Origin of the sequence: Paludibaculum fermentans (genome assembly GCF_015277775.1) — a bacterium.
Taxonomy (GTDB): domain Bacteria; phylum Acidobacteriota; class Terriglobia; order Bryobacterales; family Bryobacteraceae; genus Paludibaculum; species Paludibaculum fermentans.
Genome location: NZ_CP063849.1, coordinates 8,402,738 through 8,427,554 on the forward strand (window position 1 = coordinate 8,402,738; position 24,817 = coordinate 8,427,554).

Sequence of the window (24,817 nt, forward strand, 5' to 3'; positions counted from 1 at the left end):
AGCTCTTTTTTCTCTTTCTTTTCAACATCCGCTCCTCCAAAACAGCCCTTTTCCCCTTGACACCCCCTTTACATTGGAATCGCGCCGGCAACTGTGCCGGCATTTTTTATGGAACAAGGAGATTCACATCATGGCAACCGTTGCTCAGATCACCGCCAACCAGGCGAACGCGAAACATTCCACCGGACCCGTCACCATCGAAGGCAAGGCCCGCGCCGCCCAGAACGCCCGCCGACACGGCTTCACCGCCCAGCACCTCACCATCACCCTCGAGGACCGCGCCAGTTTCACAGCGCTCGAAGCCTCCCTCCGTCTCGACACCCGGCCCGCGAATTGCCTCGAGGAAGAGATCTTCCATCGCATCCTCACCCACACCTGGAACCTGCGCCGCATCGAATCCTTCGAGTGCCTGATCCTTGCCGAAACGGACCCATTGGCCGAAACCGACTCACACGGAGCCCAGCTCGAGCACTATGCCCGCTATCGCCGCGACCTCGAACGCGGCCTCTACCGAGCCATCAAGGAGCTCAGCAAACTCCAAACCGAACGCGCCGCCCTCGCCCAGCAGCATCCAGATGTCGTGAAAGCCGTCCGCGAGAACGTCCCCCTGGCCGAAGTTACCCGCCTGACCAGCAACACCGACGAACTCTTCTTCTACGAAGGCTATGGCCGGCCCCGCCGCGCCTTCGAACACCTGACCACCGGCATCGAGACCAATCACCCCGACAACCAGGACCCTCTGGCTGACCTCCAGCCGATCCGTATTCCACGAAATGAAGCCAATCCGGCCGTCGAAGAGGGGCTGCCCGCCGACTTCTACAAGGTTCCGAAGCACTGAATCCCACCTCCAAGCGAAGGCGCCGCGCATCGACGAAACGAAGCCGCCGGCAAACTCCGCCGCCGGTAGCACCCCCCAGCCGGAAGTAGCGCCGGCCATGCTCTTTGAAAATTTCCCCTCTATCCCCGGTCCGGGGAATCCCCATGCTGCGGGTGCCGACCCTGACGGCCCCCGCGGATCAACGAAACGAAGCCACCAGCAGTGCCCATCGAACCGGCGTGCTCTTCTTTGACGAAGGCGATGGCAGGACCCTTCCGGGCTCTAAATCGCCGCAGCACCGGCATCGATTCCAACCACCCGGCAACCAGGACCCGGCGGCCGGCCTCCAGCCGATCCGTGTTCCACGAAACGAAGCCAGTCCGGCCGACGAAGACGGGCTGCCCAACCTGCTCTTCAACGTTTCAAGGTGCTGAAGACCACACCGTCGCCAGGGCGCGCCTCATTGACGAAACTAAGCCGCCGGCGAATTCCGCCGCCGGCAGTGTCCCCAGCCGGAGCCAACTCCGGCCAGGTTCTTTGAGAATCCCGCCTCTATCTCCAGCCTGGGGAGTCCCCGTACTGATGCCGCAGACGCCAGCGGCCTCCACGGATCAACGAAACGAAGCCGCGGGCAGTGCCCCTCGAATCGGGTGCTCTTCTTTGACGAAGGCGATGGCCGACCCCGCCTGGCACTCAAGCACCGCAGCACCGGCATCGATTCCAACCACCTCGGCAACCAGGACCCGCTGGCCGACCTCCAGCCGATCCGCGTTCCACGAAACGAAGCCAACCCGGCCGCCGAAGACGGGTTGCCGGCCGGGTTTTACAACGTTTCCAAGCGTTGAAGACCACCCCAGCGCCAGGTCGCGTCGTGTTCACGAAACGAAGCCGCTGACGAGCTACGTCGCCAGTAGCGCCCCCAGCCGGAGCCAGCGCCGGCCATGCTCTTTGAAAACTTCACCTCTATCCCTGGTTCGGGGAATCCCTGTACTGCGGTCGCCGGCCCTGACGGCCCCTGCGGCTTAACGAAACGAAGCCACGCGCAATGCCCATCGCACCGGCATACTCTGCTTCAACGAAGGCGATGGCCGACCCCCCTCGGGCGCCGGCACACCACACCACCGGCATCGATTCCAACCCTCCCGGCAGCCAGGACCTGCTCGCCGATCACCCGCTGAATTACGTTGCACGAAACGAAGCCAGCCTGGCCGGTGAGGCAGGACCGCCAAACCTGGGCGACGACCTGACGGGCCTCTGAACACCGCGTCCGGATGGCGTCGCCACGCTTTTGCGAAACAAAGCCGCTGACCGGTTCCGCCGCCAGTTGCACGGCCGGTCAGATCCAACTCCGGCCATCAGCTTGCCCGAACGCAACGAGCTCCACCGCCTGCGATCGATCAGGAAAGTGCCGGGATCATGTCACAAGCCTCCGGGGCAGGAGACCGGCAGACAAGCCGATGGGCTGCGCGCCACTCGTGCACTCAGCAGGATGGGGGCTACTGACTCGTCGAACTCAGTGGCTCGCTGGAGCGGGTCAGCCCTTGCTCGATCAGCGAGGCCAGGCCAAAGCCGCCCTGCTGCGCCATCACCTGTGCAAGGTGCTGCTCGGCGAAGTCGCCCATGGCGGAACTCGCCTGGTCCTCGCCCGTGCCCATCCAGCCGCCACCCGTGGACTCTCTCATGGAGTGCATGATCTGGCCAATCAGGAGAGCTTCAAACTGCGCAGCCGTTTGTTGAATGTGGCGCTTGTCATTCAAAGCGCCTTTTGCGATCTGCGTTGGATCCGGGCCCAGTGGTGTGCCCGTTTGAACGAGTGAACTGGTCATAGAACCTCGATTTCCGCGTCTAGCGCGCCGGCGGCTTTCAGGTTTTGCAGGATGGCAATGATGTCTCGCGGGGTGGAGCCCACCGCCGTCAGTGCGCGTACCAGATCCTCAACGGTGGCTCCTTGTTTGAGTTGGATACTCTTGGCCGGTTCCTCCTTGGCCGCAACGGTCACCGACGGCTTGGTGACTGTCTGGCCCGCGGCTAGCGGAGCGGGCTGGGAGACGTCGAGCGTGGTTTCCACGGCAATGCTCAGGTTGCCATGCAGGATCGCGGCCGGACGAATGCGAATGCCGGATCCGGCGGTGATGGTCCCTGTGCGTTCATTGATAATGATGCGTGCCGGCCGGTCAGCCTCCAGCGTCAGTCCTTCGATCTCCGCCACAAACTCGACGGGCTTCTGAGTCCAGTCTGGAGGGATGCCCACTGAGACCATGCCGGCGCTCTCGCAGCGCGCCGTGCCATCGCCGAAGCGCTGGTTCACAACAGAGGCGAGCCGCGCCGATGTCGTAAAATCGGCCATCCGGAGTTGCAGGTGGATTCGATCGCCCGGCTTAATGCCGGAAGGCGGCGTACGTTCGACAATCGCTCCATTTGGGATGCGGCCCGCTGTGGGGTGGTTGACGGTGGTGGAGTTACCGCTCTTTCCGGCAACAAATCCGCCCGTGACGACCGCACCCTGTGCCACGGCGAAGACCTCACCGTTGGCGGCCTTGAGGGGGGTGAGGATGAGGGTCCCGCCTTGCAGGTTGGAGGAATCTCCAATAGCGGAAACCTGTACGTCGATCCGCGTGCCGGGTTGCGCGTAAGGCGGCAGGTTTGCGGTGAGCATGACAGCCGCCATGTTGCGGACCTGCATGGCCGACGGCGCCACCTGGACACCCATGCGATCCAGCATGTTGGCCAGCGACTGCGCGGAAAAGAAGGTTTGCCGCTTGTCGCCTGTGCCGTTCAGGCCGACAACCAGGCCGTAGCCCAGCAGTTGGTTGTCCCGCACGCCCTCGATCGAGGCGATCTCTTTGACCCGGGTGCCGGACTTCGCCGCCGGCGCTATGGCCATCAGGGGAAAGAGAGCCGCAATGGTAAGTGTGAGCGTCATGGATAGCGCCTAGAACGGGAGAATGCCCAGCATCAGCCTGTAGAGGAAGTTCGGCCGCCGGATAGCGTCGTTGACCACGCCTCGCCCGTCTACCCGCACTTCCAGGTCAGCCAGCCGGTCAGACGAAACATTGTTGTCCGTGCTCAGGTCTTTGCCTCTGAGAATTCCGCGGATCGAGACCTTCTGATGCTCGGAATTGATCATCACGTCCTTCGTGCCTTCAACAACCATGTTTCCGTTGGGCAGCACATGGGTGACCCGGGCCGATACTGTGGTTCTCAGCTCCGTCTCCCGCGAGGTCGCGCCTTGGCCCTCCAGCTTGTTGCTGCCGCTGAGGCCCGCCAGGGAGGACAGCGGTCCAGGAGTTTTCACGGGGCCGCCCATCGCGGAGATCGAGGCACTCGCGTTCGATTTCCGGCTCGTGCTTGTGGTGCCCTTCGAAACCGCCGAAGCCTTGTCCAGAATCACGATAGTCACGAGATCGTTCAGTTGGGTAGCGCGCGAGTCGCGGGCGAGGTCGGCCAGCCGGCCGGATTGATCGTACAGCGAGCCGGGTGACGTGACCGGCGGCGGCGCTTGCCTCTCAGCATCCTGCAAATACCTATCGAGCGAACTCAGCTCCTGTTTCTTTGGCTTTCGCGCCGCCGGCCATGACGGGGCGGCGGACATGGCCAGCACGAGTGCCAGCGCGCATGGAATTCTGGTTGTCATTGGGATCAGCTAATTGGACGGCGGCCCGGCCAGGCGCTTCCACCAGCGCCTTTAACCGCTTGCCGGTTTGCGTGTTCTCGACCAGGATGGATTCGCCCTGCCGGCCTGAGGCCAGCGCGCGGCCCTCGAATTTCACTTGCGCGGATCCTGCTGCCACGGTCACTTGGAGGACGTCCCCCTGCGATACCGCCGCCGGCCTGGTCACGAGGTCGATGCGCATCGCGGTCCCCGGGCGGATGGCGCGCCGGCATTCGAAACCGATCAGGCCAGCTTCCTCGTTCGCCGGCATCGGATCGTGCGGCGCGGCGAGTCGCGTCTCGCGCACAATGTCGCTAGCGGCGATGATGTGCCCCGCCGCAAGCTCTGTGGCCGCATAGAAACCCGCCTGGGGAACCGACACGCGGACCGTAGCCCAAAAGGGTGCACTGCGATGGCCGTCGTAATTCACATGGCCCCGCCAGAGTAAGGGTGCCTTTGCCGCCAGCGGTGCGGGTCGTGCCAGCGACCTCAGTTCAAAGCGAAGTTGCCCGGCAGGCATCGGCATGCGGCAGAAATCGACAAGCTCCAGGTGAGCTTCCGGCGCCAGGGCGGCACGCAGCGCCTTTTCGATCTCCTCTGCTGAGTAAGTGTGCGAAGGACGTTCGACACAAATCGACTCCGCCGGCTGTTCGGCGGGCGGCAGCGCCGGCGCGCCGTGACGCGCCAGAAACGTACTCAGTTGGGCCGCCGACCAGGAGCGCCGAAGCCCTGGTGCCGGCGTGTAGCCAAGAACCGTAGCCGCCGGCAGCTTGGCAAAGGCCGGCAGTATCCCTGCGAGGTCGGAGGCTTGCACCTGCAGACGGTCGATCTGGAGGCAGTCCGAGGCGGCTGCCGTGCGGCACACGAGCGCGAATAGGATGAAGCGTCTCATCGAGTCATGTTGTTCACTTGCTGGTACATTTCGTCGGCGGCCTTTACAACCTTGGAGTTGGCTTCGTAGGCGCGCTGACTGACGATCAGGTCAACGAACGCCTCCACGACGGAAACGTTGGACTGTTCGACATAACCCTGGAGCAGGGCCCCCAATCCTTCCTGCCCGCCGGGCGTTCCCAACGTTGGCTCTCCGGAGGCGTCCGTCGGCGCGTAGAGGTTCTTCCCGATGCTGTTTAGTCCCGAAGGATTAGTGAAGTTTGCAAGTTGGATCTGGCCGCCCAGTTGCGCTGCCGTCTGGCCCGGGAGGCTATAGCTCACGGTTCCGTCCGAACCGATGGTGATGCTTTGAGCTTCCGGCGGGACAGTGATCTGCGGTTCCAGCGCATCTCCGTCGCCGGTGACGATGTTCCCATCGCTATCCATTTGAAACTGTCCGGCCCGCGAGTATGCAATCTCCCCGTTCGCCCGGCGGATCTGGAAGAAGCCCCGGCCCTGGATCACCAGGTCCAACGGGTTGCCGGTCGAGGAGAAACTGCCCTGCGCGAAAGAGATCTCATTCGCCGAGACACGAGTTCCGAGTCCAAGCTGAAGTCCGCTGGGCACGACAGTCTGGGAGCCGGCTGCGGCGCCGGGTTGCACAAGCGTCTGATAGAGCAGGTCCTGGAACTGGGCGCGGCGCATCTTGTAGCCGACAGTATTGGCGTTTGCCAGATTGTGCGCGATGTTGTCGACGTTCGTCTGCTGCGCTTCCATGCCGCTGGCGGCGCTAAACAATGCTCGTATCAAGAGTTCTCTCCTTATTGGCTACGCGGTGACGCGGGCCACCTCTTCGACGGCGCGGCGGCTCATCTCCGCGCCGAGCTGGCTGGCTCTCTGCAGCGCCTCAAACTGTCTGAGCACTCCGACAAGCTTGACCGCGGCCTCGGATGCGGAATAGTTGGAAGCCTCGAGGCTGCCCTGCCGGACTTCGGCGCGCGCCTCGGTCAATCCCTGCACTCCACGGGCATCCAGGGAGAAATACAGCCCCTCCCTGCGTGCGGCCTGCGCCTTCGAGCCCAGGTTGACGAGCTTGAGGCGGCCCATCGCCGCTCCGTCCTGCCGCACAGTGCCATCGGGATCGACTGAGAAGGGGGCCTCCGGGTTCAGCCGGATGCGCCGCGGCTCGACCGTGGAGAGCGCGTACCCATCCATGGTGGTAAGGCGCCCGTCGCGAGTGACCTGAAGCCGGCCGTTGCGCGTGAGCAGCGTGCCGTTGGGGCCATCGACCTGGAAGAAGCCTGTTCCAGACAGGGCCAGGTCCGTGCTGTTGCCGGTCGAAGTCAGCAGCCCTTGTCCGTAGTCGGTGTGATGCGTTTCGATCACCGGCGCGCTGGTCTGGGGAATGCCCCCCTCCTCGGACGCGAGTAGGCTTTCCTCGGCCATGTACAGGCTATAGGCCTCCCGGTCCGCCTTGAATCCCGGCGAGGAGACATTGGCCAGGTTGTTTGCCAGGAGGTCGAGCGTTTCGAGCCGTGAGCGCATGCCCGCGGCGGCGGTCGTAGTGAGTGGGTCCATCGGACAATCCGCGATTACCAGAGCAATTGTGGGACCAGAAAAAAGCAACGAATTCAGCGCAAAAAGCCGATGTGAACTTCAAAGCGGAACAAGCTGAAGCTCCGTTCGGTGCCAATTCGGCACAGTGTTCCGAATAGGGAAAGCGCAAGCTGTTGAGGCTGAGCGACCTTGCGTATGGTCTTCCGCTTGCATGGGTGCATTGCGTGAATGCGATGGCCTTCAGCCCGGATGCGGCACTGATTCATCAAGCAGTGATGCAAGGAACGAGAAGTGTTCCGGAGCCTGCCTCGACACCTGCTCAAGCCACAGAAGAACTCGGGGCGTTTTTATCGGCATTAATTGAGAATTACGGGTCTGAAAAGCCGATATACACAAATGAAGCAGGACCGCCCGAGGCTGCTGGAGGGTCCTCCTCTTGCCCCCGGAAACGGAGTGCGCGCAGTCAGGACCCGTGCGATCCAGTTGGGGACCGCGTGGCTTCACGAGATGCGGCGGCAATGACCGGGCTCAACTTCTTCCCGGCGGCTGTGTTCGTGCCTCCGGTCGATCATCCATTCTCCTGGATGGTGCCGGCCAGCGCCGGCTTGCATGAGGTGGCCACGCAACCCGAAGAGAATTGCCAGCAGGAGCTGCAGGATGCCGGTGCTCCGGAGACCGCTCCTGTAAGGACGCAACGGGCTTCTGCGAGTGGGACTGAACTGCCCTTTCAACTCACGGTGCCTGACAACCCGGATGTCGCGCGACCTCCCTCCGTGGGCGCGACGGATGCTCGCGATGCGCTGCCGGTTCCAGATCGGAAGCCTGCCTCTCCGGTGCCGGAAGCCGTCACTCGGGAGAGGCGGCCGATCAGGGCTGGGGAACTGCCCGGAGCCCAGGTTCAAAAGCGTGGACCGGCAACGACGGAGCGGAAACCTCTGCCGGAAGTCATGACCGGCGAGATGCGGCCTCGATTCGTCCAGGTCGAGACGGCTCAGGATACTCCATCGCGATTGCTGGACCGGGTGGCACCGCAAACCGCGGACCCTGCCGTGGCCCAGCTCTCGGCGCAGGTCACGGCGGCGTCCGACAGGCATCCTGCCCGGCCCGGCATTCTACTGCGTGAATCGGCAGTCCAGGACACGAAGGGCGATCGGCCGGAGGTGCCAGGCGGCACCCCTGCCCCCGCTGTTGGCGCGAGTTCCGCGGAAACGCAGGACCACGCCGGTTCAGACCAGAATCGGGATGCTGACCGGCAGGACCGGGAGAGCCCGGCGGACACCAATGCACGGCAAAAGGTGCAGGGGCGGAACGAGCCGGTGCCATCGAGCGGGATGAGCCACCCTCGGCCGGAATCCCCCCAGGGCGCCTACGTGGGCGGAGCGAATGGCATGCCGGCGGCGGAGCGGCCAGTTCATCCAGCGGAGCTCCGGGAGTCCGGTTCTGCGGCAACGCGCGCTCCCTCCGGGACAAACCAGGCAGCACAAGCCGGCAGTGAGACTTCACAGGTCCAAAGCGTACAGATCCAGATTGAGGATGAATCCGGGACCGGCGTCAATCTGCGGTTTGTGGAGTCGGGCGGCGGCGTGCGCGTTTCCGTGCGCACCCAGGATGCCTCGCTGGCGGATGCCCTGAATTCCAACAGCCATGCTCTTGAGGGCAGGTTGCAGGCGGCCGGGTGGGCTAGCGAGTTCCGTCCGGCGGCAGGCGCTGCTTCCGTGTTGCGGGAGGCTGCTGCTGCCGATGCCCGGCCCGCACAGGAGAATCATGCCCGCAGCGAGGCGGCGCAGCCCGTGGTGCGCGGCACGCAAATGGGGTTTGGCGCCGGCACCAGTGATTCGTCGAGCGAGCGGCCCTCCACCTGGGCCGACCAGAACGAAGACCTGCTGACCGCTATTGCGCTAAGGCGATTGGCAAACAAAGGAGCCAAGTCATGAGTGCGGTGAATAACACATACGGCCCCCAACAGTGGGCCGACCTGGACGGCACATCCAAGAGCGATTCGACGGCCAAGACGGCTTCGACCGGGCCGGACGCGCTGGCGAACAAGGAGGTGTTCCTGCAATTGCTCGTTGCGCAATTGAAGAATCAGAACCCCATGGACCCCGCCGATGGCGTGGAGTTCGTCTCTCAGTTGGCGCAGTTCACGCAGCTCGAACAGTCGCTCTCGATGAGCCAGGATCTGTCCGCGATTCGCGGGGCTTTGGTCCCTGCCACCGACGCAACAGGACAGGACACCGCTCAGCCCTAGGTTCCAGACGATCCATAGAGGAGAAAGATGTTTACCTCATTTTCGACGGCGCTCAGCGCCCTGGGTGCGCATACCACCGCGATTGACGTGGTCGGCAACAATCTGGCGAATCTGAACACTCCAGGCTACAAGGCAAGCGTGGTCGCCTTTAGCGACCTGGTCACTCAGTCGCTGGGCGCGGGGCTGGGCGAGACTCAGGTGGGTTTCGGCGTTGCCCGGCCCACAACGATTCGCCAGTTCTCGCAAGGTGCGATTCAGGCCAGCTCCGGCCCGCTGGATGTTGCAATCCAGGGAGACGGATTCCTGGTGGTCCGCGATCCGAACTCGGACAGCGTGCTTTACACGCGGGGAGGAAATCTCCAAGTCAACAAGGCTGGGAGCCTGGTCACTGCGACGGGGTTCCGCCTGCAGGGCTGGAACGAGGTGAACGGAGTTCTGGATACGACGCAACCTCCGACGGATGTCAGCGTCCCGGTGGGTACTCTGCGCGCGCCCGTGGCGACGACGAACATCTCGTTCGATCTGAACCTGGATGCCTCCGCCACTGCCGGCCCGCCCGCTACCACGTTTTCCACCTCGATCGAAGTATTCGATTCCCTGGGCGGTTCGCACACCGTGTCGGTCACCTTCACCAAGACCGCAAATCCAGGGGAGTGGACTTACGGCATGTCGGTGCCTGACGCTGACCTCACGACCCCGCCTTTCACCGCGGTAACGGGGACAGTTCAATTTGATTCTCTAGGCAAGATGAGTGCACCTCTCGTGACGGACCCCAAACCCGGCATGGTGGTCACTGGACTGAGCAACGGCGCCGCTGACCTGTCCATCGCCTGGAGCCTGTTCAATGGGCCGACGCCGCGGCTGACGCAGTTTTCGGAGTCATCCGCGGTGTCGGCGAATTCACAGGACGGGTTCGCGGCCGCCCAGTTGGTGAGGGTGGGCATAGGGGATGGCGGACGAGTGCTGGCGCAATACTCAAACGGTCAGCAAGTGGCAGTGGGCCAGTTGGCCATGGCCTCGATCCGGAACCCGGAATCGATGATCGCGGTTGGCAACAACAACTACCAGCTCAGCGCCCGGACCGCACTCCCGGCGGTTGGCCTGCCGGACACCGGAGGCCGCGGGAAGATCATGGGCGGGGCGGTGGAGTATTCCACGGTTGATATCGCCAGGGAATTCACCAATCTCATCGTGCTGCAGCGCGGGTACCAGGCGAACGCGAAAGTGGTGACCGCTGTGGACGAAATCAGCCAGGACACGATCAACCTCAAGCGATAGAACCAGGCCTTGGTTTCCGCGATGACGACCCTGCAACAGATCAAGTCCTTGTCCAATGTCCCACTCGATGTCGAAGTGGAACTCGCGCGGCGGATGATGACGTTGCGGGAAGTGCTGGAACTGGAAGTGGGCAGTGTGATCAGAATGCCTCGTTCCGCCGGCGAGAACATCGACATTGTGGTCTGCGGCGCCCTGGTCGGCTTCGGCGAGATAGTCATCATCGAAGACACCATGGGCGTCCGCATCACAGATTTCAACGTGGAGGAGTAGACGTGCCGCTCATGGATCAGTTGCTGGCGGTGGGATTCGTCCTGTGTATTGCTCTCGCAGCGGTGTGGGCGATCCGTCGAAGACAAGGTTCGCACTTCACATGGCCGGCCTCACGCAAAACCGGACAGCGAGAAGTCGCCGTTTTGGAGCGGCTTCCGTTGACCGGACAGCACACCCTCCATCTGGTCAGGGTTGGAAACAGCACCTTGCTGGTGGGGACGCACCCCATGGGGATAGCCTTCGAGGCGACGTCTCCAGCCAGCTTTCAGGATCTGCTGCTCCAGGCATCGAGAGACCGCATCGGACAAGGCGGAGCGGAGTGAAGACCCTATTCATCGGAGCAGTGGCCCTGCCGCTCGGCGCCGCGCCAACGGTGGCCGGGCGCATGCTGGACGGCGGACTCAAGGGTGGTGAGGGTTTGACAGTTCCACTCCAGATCCTGCTGATGATGACGGCCCTGACTGCTCTGCCGGCCCTCATCGTCTCGATCACTCCATTCCTGCGGATTACGGTCGTCCTGCACTTCCTCCGGCAGGCCCTGGGTACCCAGACGACCCCGTCTAACCAGGTAGTCGTCGGCCTCGCCCTGTTTCTGTCCCTGCTGCTGATGCGGCCGGTGCTCGTCGAGGCTTACGAGGCCGGTTGGCTCCCTCTGGAACAGGGGCGGGTTACGCGCACGGAGGCGTGGGAGAACGGCTCGAAGCCCCTGAAGAAGTTCCTGATCCGCTTTGCTCGCGAAAAGGACATCGCCCTGATGCTCGAGATCACCAGGACACCGCCGCCACGATCGGCGGCCGAGCTCGATCTGGGAATCCTGGCGCCTGCCTATGTGTTGTCTGAACTCAAGACCGGGTTCCAGATTGGCGCCGTGCTCTTCCTGCCGTTCCTGATCATCGACATCATCATCGCGTCCGTGACCCTCTCCATCGGCATGGTGCAACTGCCGCCGGTGATGGTCTCGGCGCCCTTCAAGATTCTGCTTTTCGTTCTGGTGGATGGCTGGAATCTGGTCGTTGGTTCCCTGATGCGAAGTTTCAACTGAGGACTTATGAATTCGCAAATCGTGGTCGACGTAATCCGGCAGGCGCTGATGACAGCCTTCTGGTTGAGCCTGCCCCTGCTGGCCATTGGGTTCATCGCGGGCATTGTCATCAGCCTGCTGCAGATTGTGACTTCGGTGCAGGACCCGGCGTTTGGCAGCGTACCCCGGCTGGTTGCATTTCTAGCCGGTATCGTCCTGTTCCTGCCATGGATGCTCATGCGGCTTTGCAGCTACACTATCGCCCTGTTTGGCGACTTTGGCCGTTATGCCCGTTGAATTTCACTTCGAGATCTCGACGGCCCTGGGCTTCCTCCTGGTGGTGGCCAGATTAGGCTCCGCATTGCTCTTTGTTCCGATTCCGGGGATCAAGGCCGCTCCTGAACTCACCAGGGTTTTCCTGATCTGCGCGATGTGCGTTTCACTCTTTCCTCTGTGGCCACGGTACTCCGCCGCTGACTTCAGCCTGGGTATCTTCGTGCTCTGGCTGGTGGGCGAGATGCTCTTCGGGCTGGCTACCGGCCTGTTGGTGGCCTTTCTCTCGGACATGCTGGTGTTCACCATCCAGGCTGTCTCCGTCCAAGCCGGGTTCTCTTACGCTTCCTCCATTGATCCGAACAGCGAGGCGGACAGCAGCGTGCTCCAGATCGTGGCGCAGTTGATGTCGAATCTCCTGTTCTTCAGCGCGGGCGGCGACCGCCTGGTGCTGCAGGCATTTGCGAACAGCCTGCGAGTTTGGCCGCCAGGGCATGTCGAACTGGGCTGGCCGGCCGCCAGAGTCGTCGCTGGCGCTGGGGCGATGATGATGGAGCTGGGCTTGCGGCTGGCTCTGCCGATCGCGGCTCTCCTGTTGCTCACCGATATCACGCTAGCCTTGCTGGGCCGCATTCAGGCTCAGCTTCAATTGCTTTCCCTCGCATTTCCGGTGAAGATGCTCGGGTCGCTGGCGGCGTTGGCCGCGCTCACTTCGCTGGCGCCCCTGCTGTTCCAGGCGGGACTGGAACGCGTTCAGGCGATGGTCGGAGCGCTGGTCCGATAGGGAGAGACGATGTCCGATCGTGATCAGCGCACAGAGAAACCTTCCGCGCAGCGGCTGAAGAAGTCGCGCGACGAGGGGCGCTTCCCGGTGAGCCGGGAGTTCGTGGCGGCCGTCCAGTTTGCCGTTTTCACGGCTTTCGTGACGGGGCTGATCGAATCCTGGTGGCCTTCCGCGTTGAGGGGCATGCGGGCGTGGTTGGCCGGCGCGTGGGCTTGGGAGCTCAATCGGCAAGGTGTCGTTGCGGCGGTTCAGACTCAGATCGCGCCCTTGGGATTCCTCGTGCTCGGAATGGGCGGAGCCCTGATGGCCGCCAGTCTCATGACGCAATTGGCCAGCACCAGCTTTGGGTTTGCCCTGTCCAAGCTGGCGCCGGACTTCGGCCGGTTGAATCCAATCTCCAATCTCAAGGAACTGCCAGGCCGCAACCAGCGCGCCCTGGTCGAGGCTATCATCCTGTTGCCGGTCATGTTGACCGTGCTGTGGCTGGTCGTGGCCGGCAGCCTGCAGGAGTTTCTCCGGCTGCCGCTGATGAGCCTGAACAGCGGCATCGGCGTGGTAGGCAGTTCGCTCTCCGATCTTCTGTGGAAGGCCTCTGGCGCCTTTCTCGTATGGGGCGCAATTGACCTGTTCCGTCAGCGTCAACGCTTCCAGCGCGACCTGAGGATGACCAAACAGGAGATCAAGGAGGAGTTCAAACAGAACGAAGGCAATCCGGAAGTCAAGATGAAGATCCGCCGCATGCGGCGTGAACTTCTGCGCAGGCGGATGATGTCCGAAGTGCCCACCGCCACGGCGGTGATCGTCAATCCAACGCACTTCGCGGTGGCGCTCCGGTATGAGTTGCAAAGCATGGCCACGCCAAAGGTGGTGGCGAAGGGCAAGAACTATCTGGCGCTCCGAATCAAGGAAAAGGCGCTCGCCTGCAAGGTACCAGTGATTGAGAATCCTCCCCTGGCGCAAGCACTGTATAAGCATGTGGAGGTTGGCCAGGAGATTCCAGCTCACCTGTATCGCGCAGTGGCTGAAGTCCTGGCTTACGTCTTCCGTCTGATGGGCGGACGACGACCCGGCGCGTAGACGCCTGAATGGCCGGAATATCCGGCGAGAGAGAAGCGACAAACGATGACCACACCGGTAGCGCCTGCCTCAGCCAGCAGTGTTGCCCAGCACCCGTCTTCGCTGGGACGGCCCCGGACTCAGGGTTACAAGCCCGCGAGTGCGCCGGGCGCTCAAGCCGGCCTGGGTCTGAACTGGCGGGAGATGATCAGGCCCGAGGTCGCCGTGCCCATTTCGGTGCTCGGCATCCTCATGGCAATGATCACGCCATTGCCGGCGTTCCTGCTGGATATTCTGATCAGCGCCAATATCACCCTGTCAACGATCGTGCTGCTGGTGTCGATGTACATCCGGCGCCCCGCTGATTTCAGCGTCTTCCCCACCACCCTTCTGTTGATGACGCTGTTCCGGCTGGCACTGAACGTGTCGAGTTCCCGGTTGATTCTGCTGAATGGCAGCAAGGGAACCTCCGCTGCCGGCGAAGTCATCGAGTCGTTTGGAAACTTCGTGGTCGGCGGCAACTTCGTGATCGGTGTGGTGATCTTTCTCGTGCTGATTGCCATCCAGTACGTGGTGATCAATCACGGTGCGGTTCGCATTTCGGAAGTGACTGCCCGATTCACCTTGGACGCCCTGCCCGGGAAGCAGATGTCGATCGATGCCGATCTGAATGGCGGACTCATCAATGAAGCCGAGGCCAAGGCGCGGCGGAAGTCTCTCTCGGCGGAGGCCGAGTTCTACGGTGCGATGGACGGGGCCACCCGGTTCACACAGCGCGACGCCGTGGCCAGCATCCTCATCACGGGCATCAACATCATCGCCGGGTTCCTGATCGGAGTACTGCAGCACAACATGCGCATGGCGCAGGCGCTGGAAACTTACACAGTGCTGACCATCGGCGATGGACTGGTCACCGTGATTCCTGCGCTGATGATCTCGATATCCGGCGGATTGATCGTCACGCGGGCCAGCTCCGAGCAGGAGATGGGCGTGGACTTTGAGAAGCAGATCTTCGGCGCCCACCAGCCGCTGCTGCTTGCTTCCGGTGTGCTGGGCGCAATGGCGTTATTCCCCGGACTGCCGAAGATCCCATTCCTCCTGCTTGCCGGCGGCGTCGGCTATACGGGCTACCGAATTCGGCAGAAGCAAAGAATGGCTGTAACGGCTCCACCTGCTCCACAGCCCCAGGCCGCAAAGGACAGCCTTGAATCATTGATGAAGGTGGAGCCGCTCTCCGTCGAAGTAGGGCTCGGGCTGGTGAAGTTGGTGGAGGGCGCGGAGAACTCACCGCTGCTGCGCAGGATTGCGGGCCTGCGGCGGCAATTGGCTTCGGAACTGGGCTATATCCTGCCGCCGGTGCGAGTGACGGACAACCTCTCGCTGAAGGTCCGCGAGTATGTGGTCCTGCTGAAAGGCGCCGAGATCGCCCGATGCGAGTTGCCGCAAGGTTGCGACCTGGCCATACCGCCCCCCACAGGATCCGTGCCGGTGCAGGGGATGCCCACGAAGGATCCGGCCTTTGGGATTCCAGCCCTATGGATCAGTGCGGAACTGGCGGAGCGAGCACGAGCCGCAGGCTGCACCGTGGTGGACCCGCTAAGTGTGATGACCACGCATCTGTCGGAACTGGTACGGCGCCACTGCCACGAGATCTTTTCGCGTCAGGACGCGAAGCGGGTCTTGGACCGTGTCTCTGAAGAGAACCCCAGAGTGGTCGACGACCTGGTCCCAAAGCTGCTTCCGTTGCCCACCGTGCAAAGGGTATTTCAGAACCTGCTGCGCGAGCGGGTCTCCATCCGGGACGCCAATACCGTGCTCGAGAGTCTGGGCGAGGCGGCCGGCGTCACACGCAATCCGCTGCTGCTGACGGAGTATGTCAGGCAATCGCTGCGGCGCTCCCTCGTCAAACCGCACCTCAATACCGCCGGGGAGCTACCCGTATTCTTTCTGGACCCGGAGTTGGAGCGTGCCATCGAGCAGGCAGTGGAGCACGGAGAGAGTACCTCGCATTTGAATCTTCCTCCGCAGAAGGTGGGCGAACTGTTGGAGGCTGCCCGCTCCGCTGTGAATTCCGGCAAATCGGGTTGGGCCCTGCTGGCGAGCGCAGGCTCACGTTCGTTCGTGAGGCAGATGCTGGAGGCCAATCACCCGCAGATCACCGTGCTCTCCCACGGTGAGGTTCCCCCTGGCACCAAGGTCGTTTCCATGGGCGTGTTGAGAGGCGCCAAATGATGTCAAGCCGCAGGACTTTTTACGCGAATAGTGTGGAGTCTGCCGTCGCGCAGGCACGCCAGGAACTCGGCGATGAGACCCTGTTGGTGGAAGCAGGCGCCACCAGCGGCGGCGATCGCCACCTTGGCCCGTATGCGGCGACGGTGGAAACCGAGGCTCCCTCCGTCGGCTCGATTCCAGATCCGCCCGCAATACTGGAAGCAATGCGACGGGAGGGCGACCACACCGGTCTGGAAGCCATCCAGTCGGAGATTGGACGGCTATCAGTTCTGGTGCGCAGCCTCGCCTCCCATTTGCCCAGCTTCTCCTACATGCCGGAGCTGACCGCGGCGGCGGCTCACCTGGAGGCATCCGGCCTCCCTCAACTGCTGGTGAGTCAGATTCTGGAGCGCGTTGAGCGGCGCTTGGGGCTTCGGCAATCGCAGGACCGGCTGAGTGAACTGCCTGTTCGCCGTGGGATTGCGGCGGAGTTGGAGAGTCTGCTTAGCGTGGGCTCCGGGCCGGAACAGCCGGAGGGCCACCGCCGGGTTCTGGCGCTTGTCGGGCCGCCGGGTGCGGGCAAGACCACCACTCTCACGAAGTTGGCGATGCGTTACGGGGTATCGAGCCGTGCGCCGTCAGTGATTCTCAGCACTGACTGTTATCGTGTCGCGGCCGCGGAGCAGCTTCGTGCCTATGCCGCCATTCTGGGGCTGCCTTTCGCCCTGGCCGAAAATTCAGGCGCCCTTTCGAGATTGCTGGTAGAGCAGCGGCACAAAGAAGTCGTTCTCATCGATACACCCGGCTGCGGGCCCAGTGACCTGGAGTGCTTCGAGGAGTGGGCCCGGGCGTTCACCAGCCACCCCGAAATCGAGAGACACCTGGTGCTGCCAGCCACGGCCCGCTACGAGGACCTGATGCGGGGGTGGCGCCGGTGGGGCCGGCTCAAGCCTGCCCGGCTGATCTTTACACATATCGATGAGACGGCATTCCACGGCAGTTGGCTTGGGTTTGCCATATCGACGGGGCTGCCCATTTCCTGCCTGGGCACGGGCCAAAGGGTTCCGGAGGATCTGGAGATGGCGTCGAAGCCCCTGTTGATGGATTTGCTGTTCGGCGGCGCAGCCAGGGCGGCGAATGCCTGAAACAACGAGGTGAAGTGAGATGAATCCCTATTCAAAGGCTGCCGTCGTATGCGGCGAAGATCGCGAGCAGCTGATTCTGGAGCATCTGCCGCAGGTCAGATTGATTGCCCGGAGGATCCACGAACGGCTTCCGGAAAGCGTAAGCCTCGACGATCTGATCTCGACTGGGATAGTCGGCCTGATCTCCGCCATCGATCGGTTTGATCCCAATCAAAACGTCAAGCTCAAGACGTATGCGGAGTACAAGATCCGAGGCGCCATTCTCGACAGCCTGCGAGGGCTCGATTGGGCGCCGCGCCAGCAGAGACGGCGCAGCAAGCAGATTGAGCTTGCCATTGCGGGGCTGGAGCAGGAACTGCAAAGGGCACCCACCGAGGAGGAGATCGCCGCGGCAATGGGCGTCGAGCTGGAAGAGTATCACGAGTGGCTGGTGGAGATTCGGGGGCTGAACATCGGCAGTCTGGAAGGCTCTCCTGGAGAGGAGGGGCGCGACCTTCTGCGTTTCGTCTCCGACAAGGAAGCCGACTGGCCCTCGCGAGTTCTCGAGCGAAGTGAGTTACGAAAGATACTGTCGCAGGCGATCTCGCGCATGCCCTACATCGAGCGCACGGTGATCGGCCTCTACTATCACGAGGAACTCACCTTGCGGGAGATCTCGAGAGTGGTCAACCTGCATGAATCCCGGGTTTCGCAACTGAAGACCCAGGCCATCCTCCGTCTGAGGACCTTTCTTCGCAAGAAGTGGCCGACTGAACGAGGGATCTGAGAGAGACCACCATGGCTGAGACGACAGAGTGGCTTGCCAAGGAATGGGCACAGGGCCTCGGCCCGGCGATCGGCGCCATGACTGGAGCTTTGGCCCAGGCCGCCGCGGTGAAGCGGGAGGTGCCGCCGGATGTCCCAACGTCTGCCCTGATCTGGCGCCAGTTGTTGGATGCCGGGGAGGAAACGGCGGTGTGGGTATGGCTCCCGGAGTCCATCTGGCTGGCCGTGGGGAGACAGGTTCTCGAATCGGCGGGTCTGACGGAGGAGGGCGGAACATCTTCCGACACCGCGGAAGCGCGCAGCACGTTCCTGGAAGTGCTTCAACAGTCGCTGTCGCCCATCAGCCGAGGGGTTGGCGGCCGCCTGGAACGGGAGATCTGCCTGCTCGCCGGAGAACAACGGGACGCCGTCCCGGCCGGGCTTGAATGGAAAGCAGTGACCGTCCGCACGGCCATAGGAGATCTGGGCTGCGGTTGGATTGCAGCCAATAGGGAATTGCTGGACTGCCTGCAACCAGCGGCCGATGCTCCACAACAGGAGCCGGAGGAAAAGCTCTCATCGAAGGGCGGAGGGGGCCGGCCATCGCGGACGCTCGACCTCCTCATGGAAGTGGAACTGCCGGTGGGCGTCTCGTTTGGCCGTGCTCAAATGCGGCTGAAGGATGCCATCAAGCTCACCACCGGCAGCATTGTTGAGCTGAATCGATCGGTGGCGGAACCGGTGGAGATCATCGTGAATAACTGCGTTATCGCACGCGGCGAAGTGGTCGTGGTCGAGGGCAACTACGGTGTCCGGATCAAGGAGATCATCAGCCGGGATGAGCGTCTTCGTACTTTGTTCTAAGGATATTGGGACTCGCCGGCTAAAGATTTGGACTTCATCAGCCGTTATACGGAAGGGGTTGGCCATGGATTGGATTGTTCATCCGATTAGTTACTACTTCCTGCTCGCCGTGGGCTTGTCGCTTTCCCTCTTTCTCTTCATCTCAGTCAAGAAAGAGAATGCCGGGCTCCGCCAGGAGTTGGCCGCTGAGCGGCGCCAGAGAGACGCCGCCATGATTGCCTTTCAATCGTCGTTGAGCCGGTTGGAAGTCGCGCTTCAGGAAGCAGGCGAGCACGCCGACGCACCGGCTATGCCGCCTCCGCCGCCCACAGCCTCGATGAACATCAACAAGCGAGGCCAAGCTCTCCGCATGCACCGCCGCGGAGAATCGCTGGAGCAGATTGCCGCCACCCTGCAGGTGCCGCGGAGTGAAGTCGAACTCCTGCTGAAAGTGCACCGCGCCGTCATCGACCAGGCCCGAACGGACGGCTGATGCGGCAGGCGGCTAGTGCACTGAATACGGTCCAGGCTACCGGACGCTGATCGCCTGACCGCGCGGCCCTGTCCGGTCGCTGCTTTCATCATCGATTGCGACTGTCAGCGTAAGCTCTTTCTTCTCCCGCATGAGGACCACCGGGTAGGTTTGACGTGAATTCGTTTTTGCCGCACGGATGGCATTCGTCACGTCGCGGGGTGAGGTCACGCGAGTCTCGTTCACCTTCATCAGTACGTCGCCCGCCTTGATCCCCGCCTTCTCTGCCGCGGTGCTCTTCATCACCGAACGCACGAGTACGCCTTCCTTGACTCCGAAGTACGTTGCCAGTTGCGACTCGCCAAGCGATTCCGCTTCGACGCCCAGCATCGTGCTGCGCCAGGACATCATCGCTTTGGGAATGTCCGGCATCGCCATCTCTTTGGGCATTTCCACCCGGAAACTCTCCAGCGGGGCCGCGCTGGAGAACGACGATTTCCTGGAGCCAATGGTAGCCGCCAGCGTCTGGTTCGATCCCGCACGATTGATGGCCAGTTTTACGGTGCGGCCGGCCGGTGTTTCGCGTACGAACCGGACGAACTGTTCGGTACCTTCCACACGCTGACCGTTGTACTCGAGCACGACATCATGAACTTTCAGGCCGGCTTTCGCGGCGGGACTGTCGTCATCGACGCGGGTGATCTCGACACCGTACTCGTCCTTGAGCTTCAGGGCTTTGCTGCGTTCTGAATTGATCTCCTGGACGCCCACGCCCAGAAAGCTGCCGCCCAGCCCATATATCTTGATCACTTCCGGTCCGCTCGAGGCCGCCGGCGCGGGCGTCTGCGCGGAGAGAATCACCACGGACGTCGAAAGAAGAACGATCCGGGTGAGTCTCGAGGCAATTTTCAGATCCAACTGCATGTCACGTTTCCCTTCTTGCCTCCGGGCTAGCCCGGAGTGCTTCGTTCCGGTCGAAGCCGGAACGGCAAGTGAGCGGTTCAACTGGAATCAGCGGCGCGCCGGCTACCGCTTACCCCACTATTTCATACGCCGAAGAAAGATCGCTCCGTTGGTCGCGGAGAGCATCAGCACCGGGCCCCCGCCATTCAAAGATCCCTGCGCCAGCACCCTGCGGTTGCGGCCAACCTGTGAGGGCTGGATCTGGATCTCCGGGAAGTCGGAAACCACGCGGCCGAGCCACGTCGACGACTCATTCAGCGCCTTGACCGTCACTGGCATTTTAGACGGAACTGATACCGTAATGTCACCCCGGGAGGTCGCAAGAAACGAGTTCTCGATCATCAGCCCCGGCGCCAGGGTGGCGTAGATGTTGCCGCTCGCCGTAGCTGCGCGCAACGCGCCGGAAACGCTCTTCAGCCGGATGGTTCCACCGCCGGATTCGCACCTGACACCTTTGGCGCTGCCAATCTGGATCGTGCCCCCGCCGGTCTCGGCCGTGACGACGCCACCTGCTTGTTCCACCTCAATGAGCCCTGCCGAGGTATGCGCGAAGACGGACTCCGCCACTTTGCCCACGTGTATGTTTCCCGCCGTGGAGAGCCTGAGCCAACTGGCGGCTTCTTCCACCAGAATCTCGCCGCCCGCGGTTTCCAGGACCGCTTCCTTGCCCACCTTGCCGACTTTGATGCAGCCGCCGCCTGAGAGACCGCGGATGCTGCCTGTGACGGACGAAAAGGTGAGGCACCCCCCGCCCGTGCGGGCGATGACGTTCCCGTCGATATCGTCCATATCGACGTTTCCGGCCGCCGTAACGGCCTCAATCTCGCCTTTTAGGTATTTGCCGCTCAGCGAGCCGTTCCGGCTCTCCATGTAGACCTGCCGCATTGTGCGCGGGATCGTGACAACCAGTTCCGAGGTAACCACCGGTCCGTCTGGAGTCGTAGCGACCAGGATGCAGACGCCGCCGTGTTCTTGGGCCCGCAGGCGGGCAGCCTGAATCTTATGTTCGGCTTCCGCCCGGGAATTACCAGCAGTCTTGCACGACCATTTGAAGCCGACGTCGTGCCGGTCGTCCGTCAGGACAGTCAACCGGCCCTGGGTCACCACCTTGAGTTTGGAGGCCTGGCGGCAGGCGGAACCCATGGTGGTGCGGTTCCATCCTGCTGGATCGGAACTCCAGGCCGACTCCTGTGCGTGACCGGTGAGGCCGGTTAGCACCAGGATCGGAAGCAGATGCCGCATGACTAGAAAGTACCGACGGAAGCCCTCATCTCGGTCAAAGCCTTCTGGCTCTTGGACCGGACGTAGCTATTCTCTTCACGGCGAAGGAGTTCCTGCAGCACTCCAGCCACTTCGGGCTCTTTGTTTTGAACCAGGAGGTCGATCGCCTGGGTTCGAACGCCTGGGTTGTCGTCCGAAAGCAGAACCTGGGCTAGGACTTTGCGCGTTTCCGGATCCTGCGCATAGGCCTTGAGGCCTTCAAGAGCCTTCAGCCGGACGCCGGCGTTCGGGTCGCCCCGCAATGCATTGAGCAGCGCGCGCCGGACTTCGTCATCCGAGCATTGCCGCTTCAAAATGTCGATGGATTCAACGCGGAGGCCCGGGTCGCCGGGATCCACCGCAGCCGCCAGCAGGAGCCGCCGGATGTTGGCGTCTTTGACATCGCCGCTGACCTCGCGCTGATGCGTCTCGTCGAACATCACGCGGACTCGTCCGGATTCGTCCGGGTCCACATAGCGCACACGGCTCACCATCGGAGCGGTGTCACTGGAGGTACCCATGTGGGAGAGGACGGGGGAGTCGGAGGGAACGAGGCGGGCGGCGAAAAAACCAAGGGCCAGCATTGCGACGGCACCAATCGGTCTAAGCCACATTGGCGGGGCCACAACCCAGTTTCGCCACATGCTTGCCAGTGCGATGCGTCGGCGGGGTGCCGATCGCTCTTCCTGGACTTTAACGGCCAGATCGCGGCGGCAACGGGCCAGAAGGCCGGCCGGGATCTCGGCCTCACCCGGATCCAGCATCGAGTTCATCGCCTCAAGCCGGACGCGTTCAATCTGGCACTCGGTGCAGGACTCAAGGTGCTGTTCGACCAGTTCCTCTTCGTCAAACGACAGTTCGCCGTAGACAAGGAACACAAGTTGCTGCTTGGCAGTCTCGCAGGTCATACGAATTCTCCCAATGCCGAACGCATCTTCTGGGTGGCGCGGAACAGGCAGTTCTTGGCGGCTTCCTCGGTGGTGCCCAGCGCTTCGCCGATGGCGCGCAATCGCATGCCCTGATAGTGCCGCATCTCGAAGACCATGCGCTCGCGGGCGGTCATGCCCGTCAGCGCCTCTTCGATCTTGCCGCGCAATTCTCTACTTAGGAGTGAACGTTGGGGGTCGCCGTGAGCACGCTGCTCGGGGAGGGAATCCAGCCGATCGAGGGGGCCGTCCTCGGTCTCCATGATCGTGGATTCGGTCTTGCGTACTTTCTTCTTACGGAGATGATCGAGGCAGAGGTTAGTGACGATGCGATACAGCCAGGTGTGAAAGCTGCAATCGAAGCGAAAGCTCTGCAGGTTGCGGTAGACCCGGAGAAACGCCTCCTGATAGACGTCGTAGGCGTCTTCCGGGGACCGCAACAGGTTCATTGCCAGGCGCAGCACGTTCTGATCGTAGTTCCGGACCAAATGCTCAAATGCATCCTGGTCACCCGCCTGAGCGGCACGGATCAGCGCGGCCTCGTCCATCCTTGATGTCGACTCGGCGGTTCGGGCCATGCCGACCTCGATCGCCAAAGAAGCTCCACTTTTCACCGTTACCTCTTGCGGGGCGTTCCCCGAAGAGTCTAGACGAGGTAGACGAGAAAAGGTCTCGTTAAGTTCCGTCAATCCGCCAGTTCGACCTCGATCCGGCGGTGTGCGGCCTCCATGGCCGTAATGCGGAAGCGGCGAATCTGACCAATGCGCAACGTGTCCTTGGAATTGGCGGCGGCCGAGGAGGCTCCACCTTTCCAGCGGGAGGCGAGCATGGCGGCCAGATCGTCCACATCAGCGGCCGACGGACCGGCCGATTGAGCGGCTGCCACGTCCTCGCGGGTCTTGCAGCGGGCATGGACGCCCTCGCCCAGTTCGATCTTGGCGTGAGAGCTGTGCACTTCGACCACCCGGCCGGTGAGCAGCTCGGCAATCTGGTGCTCGGAGATGAACGTATCGGCCGAGGTCGGTTCCAGCTGCTTCATGCCCAGCCGGATCCGCTTCTTTTCCTTGTCGACCTCGAGCACGACGGCCTTCACCTTCTGGCCGGCATTGAGCATCTCTTTGGGGTGCTGAATGCGCTTTTCGCGGGTGATGTCGCCGACGTGGATCATGCCTTCGATTCCATCGCCAAGGTCGACGAACGCGCCAAACTGAGCCAGGTTGGTGACCGCGGCTTCCACCACGGTGCCTGCCGGAAACTTGGTTTCCACCTGATCCCAGGGGTTGCCGAGTGCCTGCTTGAGGCCAAGCGAGATGCGCTTGTCGGCGGCCTTGATCTCAATGACCACGGCTTCGACTTCCTCGCCGATCTGCAGGACATCGCTGGGCTTACGGATGCGCTTGGTCCAGGACATCTCAGAGAGATGGATGAGACCGTCGACCCCGGGTGCGATTTCGATAAAGGCGCCGAAATCCGCCAGGCGGACCACTTTGCCCTTCACACGGTCGCCAGACTTCAGGGTGGCGATGGTCTGCGACCACGGATCAGGTGTCAACTGCTTGAGACCAAGGGAGATCTTCTTGGCTTCGCGGTTGATCTTGAGAATTTTGGTCTCGATAGACTGGCCGGGAGTAAACAGCGAAGATGGCTTCTCCACGCGGTGCCAGCTCATATCGGTGACGTGCAGCAGCCCGTCGATGCCGGGGGCGATTTCCACGAAGGCGCCGAAGTCGGTCAGGCTGCGGATGCGGCCCTGGACGACCATGCCTTCCTTCAAACCGGAAAGCGCGGCCTGCTTGGCCACAGCCGACTGCTCTTCGAGGACAGACCGGCGGTCCACCACCACGTCGGGACGGTCGGGATTGGCGACGTCCAGTTTCGTGATGCGGCACTCGATCTGCTGGCCCACGAGGCGAGCCAGGTCGCTCATTTCGCGGATACCGCTGCGCGAGGCAGGCAGGAAGGCGTGTACACCGTCAGCCACCTGTACTCGGAGGCCGCCCTTGACCAGTTCGCTCACCATGCCGGCGATGACGTCCTTGGCTTCGAAGGCTGCCTGGAGACCGGTAAAGTCCTTGGGCTGCTCCACGCGAATGGTGGAAAGGGTGTAGTACCCGTCATCCGTGCGACCGCTGATGTTCACCAGCAGGATGTCGCCGGGGGCCAGATTCGCGGGCAGACCGGGGGTATCGGGCTTAAGGATTCCCTCCATCTTACGGCCGACATTGACGACGATTGCTTCTTCCGACACCGAGACGATGGTGCCTTCCATTGCAGCGTCGTGGCCTTCTGCGCCGTGATGCTCGGCTTCGAACTGCCGTAACACGTCCCCGAAGCTGGTTTCTTCGGGTGTAGCGGCCGACGGTTCAACCGGATTAGTGGCGTCGATGTTCTGTGGGGATTCGAGGGAATTCATGGACAAACTCGCGA

The 24,817-nt window shown here is 62.4% G+C and carries 29 protein-coding genes; 18 read left to right on the forward strand and 11 right to left on the reverse strand.

All coding sequences use genetic code 11. From position 1 onward, the window contains the following. The first annotated feature begins 130 nt into the window (after positions 1 to 130). The 4 genes from IRI77_RS33280 to IRI77_RS33295 all read left to right on the forward strand — a co-directional run bounded on the left by IRI77_RS33280 (position 131) and on the right by IRI77_RS33295 (position 2,075). Positions 131 to 838: a hypothetical protein gene (locus tag IRI77_RS33280; RefSeq protein WP_194449242.1), complete on the forward strand. Its 708-nt coding sequence runs from the start codon at positions 131 to 133 to the stop codon at positions 836 to 838. 143 nt (positions 839 to 981) lie between these two features. Further along, positions 982 to 1,251, forward strand: a complete 270-nt coding sequence (locus IRI77_RS33285) for a hypothetical protein (protein WP_194449243.1) — start codon at positions 982 to 984, stop codon at positions 1,249 to 1,251. Positions 1,252 to 1,467: 216 nt separating this feature from the next. Next, entirely contained in the window at positions 1,468 to 1,662 is a 195-nt protein-coding gene (locus IRI77_RS33290; protein WP_194449244.1) for a hypothetical protein, read from the forward strand. A gap of 239 nt (positions 1,663 to 1,901) precedes the next feature. Further along, a complete protein-coding gene (locus IRI77_RS33295; protein WP_194449245.1) occupies positions 1,902 to 2,075 on the forward strand; it encodes a hypothetical protein in 174 nt (57 codons plus the stop codon). Between the two features lie 238 nt (positions 2,076 to 2,313). Here the strand turns inward: IRI77_RS33295 and IRI77_RS33300 are convergent, their stop codons facing one another. The 6 genes from IRI77_RS33300 to IRI77_RS33325 are packed head-to-tail and all read right to left on the reverse strand — an operon-like array spanning position 2,314 to position 6,917. Beyond that, positions 2,314 to 2,643, reverse strand: coding sequence for a rod-binding protein (locus IRI77_RS33300; protein ID WP_194449246.1), 330 nt, complete (start codon positions 2,641 to 2,643; stop codon positions 2,314 to 2,316). Continuing rightward, the gene (locus IRI77_RS33305) at positions 2,640 to 3,740 is read right to left on the reverse strand and encodes a flagellar basal body P-ring protein FlgI (protein ID WP_194449247.1); all 1,101 of its coding nucleotides are present in this window, start codon (positions 3,738 to 3,740) and stop codon (positions 2,640 to 2,642) included. Before IRI77_RS33305 ends, IRI77_RS33300 begins: the two co-directional genes overlap by 4 nt. A gap of 9 nt (positions 3,741 to 3,749) precedes the next feature. Further along, a complete protein-coding gene (locus IRI77_RS33310) occupies positions 3,750 to 4,337 on the reverse strand; it encodes a flagellar basal body L-ring protein FlgH (RefSeq protein WP_194449248.1) in 588 nt (195 codons plus the stop codon). A 4-nt stretch (positions 4,338 to 4,341) separates the two neighbouring features. Next, positions 4,342 to 5,361, reverse strand: coding sequence for a flagellar basal body P-ring formation chaperone FlgA (flgA, locus tag IRI77_RS33315; RefSeq protein ID WP_194449249.1), 1,020 nt, complete (start codon positions 5,359 to 5,361; stop codon positions 4,342 to 4,344). Continuing rightward, a complete protein-coding gene (gene flgG, locus IRI77_RS33320) occupies positions 5,358 to 6,149 on the reverse strand; it encodes a flagellar basal-body rod protein FlgG (RefSeq protein ID WP_194449250.1) in 792 nt (263 codons plus the stop codon). Before flgG ends, flgA begins: the two co-directional genes overlap by 4 nt. An 18-nt stretch (positions 6,150 to 6,167) precedes the next feature. After that, positions 6,168 to 6,917 (reverse strand): flagellar hook-basal body protein, encoded by a 750-nt coding sequence (locus IRI77_RS33325; protein ID WP_194449251.1) that lies wholly within the window; start codon positions 6,915 to 6,917, stop codon positions 6,168 to 6,170. A 497-nt stretch (positions 6,918 to 7,414) separates the two neighbouring features. Between IRI77_RS33325 and IRI77_RS33330 the strand changes: the two genes are divergently transcribed. The 14 genes from IRI77_RS33330 (at position 7,415) to IRI77_RS33395 (ending at position 19,262) form a co-directional block, all read left to right on the forward strand. Next, positions 7,415 to 8,830, forward strand: a complete 1,416-nt coding sequence (locus tag IRI77_RS33330) for a hypothetical protein (RefSeq protein WP_194449252.1) — start codon at positions 7,415 to 7,417, stop codon at positions 8,828 to 8,830. Next, positions 8,827 to 9,144, forward strand: coding sequence for a flagellar hook assembly protein FlgD (locus IRI77_RS33335; protein WP_194449253.1), 318 nt, complete (start codon positions 8,827 to 8,829; stop codon positions 9,142 to 9,144). Before IRI77_RS33330 ends, IRI77_RS33335 begins: the two co-directional genes overlap by 4 nt. A 27-nt stretch (positions 9,145 to 9,171) precedes the next feature. Further along, the gene (locus tag IRI77_RS33340) at positions 9,172 to 10,422 is read left to right on the forward strand and encodes a flagellar hook protein FlgE (RefSeq protein ID WP_194449254.1); all 1,251 of its coding nucleotides are present in this window, start codon (positions 9,172 to 9,174) and stop codon (positions 10,420 to 10,422) included. Positions 10,423 to 10,443: 21 nt separating this feature from the next. Then, positions 10,444 to 10,692, forward strand: coding sequence for a FliM/FliN family flagellar motor switch protein (locus tag IRI77_RS33345; protein ID WP_194449255.1), 249 nt, complete (start codon positions 10,444 to 10,446; stop codon positions 10,690 to 10,692). Between the two features lie 11 nt (positions 10,693 to 10,703). Further along, complete coding sequence (locus IRI77_RS33350; protein ID WP_194449256.1) at positions 10,704 to 11,015, forward strand: flagellar biosynthetic protein FliO; 312 nt, start codon at positions 10,704 to 10,706, stop codon at positions 11,013 to 11,015. After that, positions 11,012 to 11,734, forward strand: coding sequence for a flagellar type III secretion system pore protein FliP (gene fliP / locus IRI77_RS33355; protein WP_228486450.1), 723 nt, complete (start codon positions 11,012 to 11,014; stop codon positions 11,732 to 11,734). The genes IRI77_RS33350 and fliP overlap by 4 nt, the downstream gene beginning before the upstream one ends. Before the next feature lie 6 nt (positions 11,735 to 11,740). Next, the gene (locus IRI77_RS33360; RefSeq protein WP_194449257.1) at positions 11,741 to 12,010 is read left to right on the forward strand and encodes a flagellar biosynthetic protein FliQ; all 270 of its coding nucleotides are present in this window, start codon (positions 11,741 to 11,743) and stop codon (positions 12,008 to 12,010) included. After that, a complete protein-coding gene (locus IRI77_RS33365; RefSeq protein ID WP_194449258.1) occupies positions 12,000 to 12,770 on the forward strand; it encodes a flagellar biosynthetic protein FliR in 771 nt (256 codons plus the stop codon). Before IRI77_RS33360 ends, IRI77_RS33365 begins: the two co-directional genes overlap by 11 nt. A 9-nt stretch (positions 12,771 to 12,779) precedes the next feature. Then, entirely contained in the window at positions 12,780 to 13,847 is a 1,068-nt protein-coding gene (locus IRI77_RS33370) for an EscU/YscU/HrcU family type III secretion system export apparatus switch protein (protein WP_194449259.1), read from the forward strand. 45 nt (positions 13,848 to 13,892) lie between these two features. Continuing rightward, positions 13,893 to 16,058 carry a flagellar biosynthesis protein FlhA gene (gene flhA, locus IRI77_RS33375; RefSeq protein WP_228486451.1) on the forward strand — a complete coding sequence of 722 codons (2,166 nt, stop codon included), beginning with the start codon at positions 13,893 to 13,895 and terminating at the stop codon, positions 16,056 to 16,058. After that, complete coding sequence (locus IRI77_RS33380; protein WP_194449260.1) at positions 16,055 to 17,182, forward strand: flagellar biosynthesis protein FlhF; 1,128 nt, start codon at positions 16,055 to 16,057, stop codon at positions 17,180 to 17,182. Before flhA ends, IRI77_RS33380 begins: the two co-directional genes overlap by 4 nt. Before the next feature lie 19 nt (positions 17,183 to 17,201). Further along, entirely contained in the window at positions 17,202 to 17,948 is a 747-nt protein-coding gene (locus tag IRI77_RS33385) for a sigma-70 family RNA polymerase sigma factor (RefSeq protein WP_194449261.1), read from the forward strand. 11 nt (positions 17,949 to 17,959) lie between these two features. Beyond that, complete coding sequence (fliN, locus tag IRI77_RS33390; RefSeq protein WP_194449262.1) at positions 17,960 to 18,790, forward strand: flagellar motor switch protein FliN; 831 nt, start codon at positions 17,960 to 17,962, stop codon at positions 18,788 to 18,790. 64 nt (positions 18,791 to 18,854) lie between these two features. Beyond that, positions 18,855 to 19,262: a hypothetical protein gene (locus tag IRI77_RS33395; RefSeq protein WP_194449263.1), complete on the forward strand. Its 408-nt coding sequence runs from the start codon at positions 18,855 to 18,857 to the stop codon at positions 19,260 to 19,262. A gap of 36 nt (positions 19,263 to 19,298) precedes the next feature. Here the strand turns inward: IRI77_RS33395 and IRI77_RS33400 are convergent, their stop codons facing one another. The 5 genes from IRI77_RS33400 to IRI77_RS33420 form a co-directional block, all read right to left on the reverse strand. Next, a complete protein-coding gene (locus tag IRI77_RS33400; protein ID WP_194449264.1) occupies positions 19,299 to 20,165 on the reverse strand; it encodes a PDZ domain-containing protein in 867 nt (288 codons plus the stop codon). A 117-nt stretch (positions 20,166 to 20,282) separates the two neighbouring features. Next, positions 20,283 to 21,446, reverse strand: a complete 1,164-nt coding sequence (locus IRI77_RS33405) for a DUF4097 family beta strand repeat-containing protein (protein ID WP_194449265.1) — start codon at positions 21,444 to 21,446, stop codon at positions 20,283 to 20,285. Positions 21,447 to 21,448: 2 nt separating this feature from the next. Further along, complete coding sequence (locus IRI77_RS33410) at positions 21,449 to 22,372, reverse strand: HEAT repeat domain-containing protein (protein ID WP_194453892.1); 924 nt, start codon at positions 22,370 to 22,372, stop codon at positions 21,449 to 21,451. Further along, positions 22,369 to 22,986 (reverse strand): RNA polymerase sigma factor, encoded by a 618-nt coding sequence (locus IRI77_RS33415; RefSeq protein ID WP_228486452.1) that lies wholly within the window; start codon positions 22,984 to 22,986, stop codon positions 22,369 to 22,371. Before IRI77_RS33415 ends, IRI77_RS33410 begins: the two co-directional genes overlap by 4 nt. Before the next feature lie 89 nt (positions 22,987 to 23,075). After that, on the reverse strand, positions 23,076 to 24,803 hold the full coding sequence (locus IRI77_RS33420; protein WP_194449266.1) for a S1 RNA-binding domain-containing protein: 1,728 nt from the start codon (positions 24,801 to 24,803) through the stop codon (positions 23,076 to 23,078). Positions 24,804 to 24,817 lie beyond the last annotated feature (14 nt).

Excerpts from the sequence above, each read along its gene's own strand:
- IRI77_RS33385 (WP_194449261.1), top strand. The coding sequence starts at position 17,202 with ATGAATCCCTATTCAAAGGCTGCCGTCGTATGCGGCGAAGATCGCGAG.
- IRI77_RS33350 (WP_194449256.1), top strand. The coding sequence starts at position 10,704 with ATGGATCAGTTGCTGGCGGTGGGATTCGTCCTGTGTATTGCTCTCGCA.
- flgA (WP_194449249.1), bottom strand. The coding sequence starts at position 5,361 with ATGAGACGCTTCATCCTATTCGCGCTCGTGTGCCGCACGGCAGCCGCC.
- IRI77_RS33410 (WP_194453892.1), bottom strand. The coding sequence starts at position 22,372 with ATGACCTGCGAGACTGCCAAGCAGCAACTTGTGTTCCTTGTCTACGGC.
- flhA (WP_228486451.1), top strand. The coding sequence starts at position 13,893 with ATGACCACACCGGTAGCGCCTGCCTCAGCCAGCAGTGTTGCCCAGCAC.
- IRI77_RS33360 (WP_194449257.1), top strand. The coding sequence starts at position 11,741 with ATGAATTCGCAAATCGTGGTCGACGTAATCCGGCAGGCGCTGATGACA.
- IRI77_RS33420 (WP_194449266.1), bottom strand. The coding sequence starts at position 24,803 with ATGAATTCCCTCGAATCCCCACAGAACATCGACGCCACTAATCCGGTT.
- IRI77_RS33395 (WP_194449263.1), top strand. The coding sequence starts at position 18,855 with ATGGATTGGATTGTTCATCCGATTAGTTACTACTTCCTGCTCGCCGTG.
- IRI77_RS33335 (WP_194449253.1), top strand. The coding sequence starts at position 8,827 with ATGAGTGCGGTGAATAACACATACGGCCCCCAACAGTGGGCCGACCTG.
- IRI77_RS33340 (WP_194449254.1), top strand. The coding sequence starts at position 9,172 with ATGTTTACCTCATTTTCGACGGCGCTCAGCGCCCTGGGTGCGCATACC.
- IRI77_RS33380 (WP_194449260.1), top strand. The coding sequence starts at position 16,055 with ATGATGTCAAGCCGCAGGACTTTTTACGCGAATAGTGTGGAGTCTGCC.
- IRI77_RS33400 (WP_194449264.1), bottom strand. The coding sequence starts at position 20,165 with ATGCAGTTGGATCTGAAAATTGCCTCGAGACTCACCCGGATCGTTCTT.
- IRI77_RS33285 (WP_194449243.1), top strand. The coding sequence starts at position 982 with ATGCTGCGGGTGCCGACCCTGACGGCCCCCGCGGATCAACGAAACGAA.
- IRI77_RS33300 (WP_194449246.1), bottom strand. The coding sequence starts at position 2,643 with ATGACCAGTTCACTCGTTCAAACGGGCACACCACTGGGCCCGGATCCA.
- IRI77_RS33325 (WP_194449251.1), bottom strand. The coding sequence starts at position 6,917 with ATGGACCCACTCACTACGACCGCCGCCGCGGGCATGCGCTCACGGCTC.
- IRI77_RS33280 (WP_194449242.1), top strand. The coding sequence starts at position 131 with ATGGCAACCGTTGCTCAGATCACCGCCAACCAGGCGAACGCGAAACAT.
- fliN (WP_194449262.1), top strand. The coding sequence starts at position 17,960 with ATGGCTGAGACGACAGAGTGGCTTGCCAAGGAATGGGCACAGGGCCTC.
- IRI77_RS33365 (WP_194449258.1), top strand. The coding sequence starts at position 12,000 with ATGCCCGTTGAATTTCACTTCGAGATCTCGACGGCCCTGGGCTTCCTC.
- IRI77_RS33295 (WP_194449245.1), top strand. The coding sequence starts at position 1,902 with ATGGCCGACCCCCCTCGGGCGCCGGCACACCACACCACCGGCATCGAT.
- IRI77_RS33370 (WP_194449259.1), top strand. The coding sequence starts at position 12,780 with ATGTCCGATCGTGATCAGCGCACAGAGAAACCTTCCGCGCAGCGGCTG.
- IRI77_RS33345 (WP_194449255.1), top strand. The coding sequence starts at position 10,444 with ATGACGACCCTGCAACAGATCAAGTCCTTGTCCAATGTCCCACTCGAT.
- IRI77_RS33405 (WP_194449265.1), bottom strand. The coding sequence starts at position 21,446 with ATGCGGCATCTGCTTCCGATCCTGGTGCTAACCGGCCTCACCGGTCAC.
- IRI77_RS33330 (WP_194449252.1), top strand. The coding sequence starts at position 7,415 with ATGACCGGGCTCAACTTCTTCCCGGCGGCTGTGTTCGTGCCTCCGGTC.
- IRI77_RS33305 (WP_194449247.1), bottom strand. The coding sequence starts at position 3,740 with ATGACGCTCACACTTACCATTGCGGCTCTCTTTCCCCTGATGGCCATA.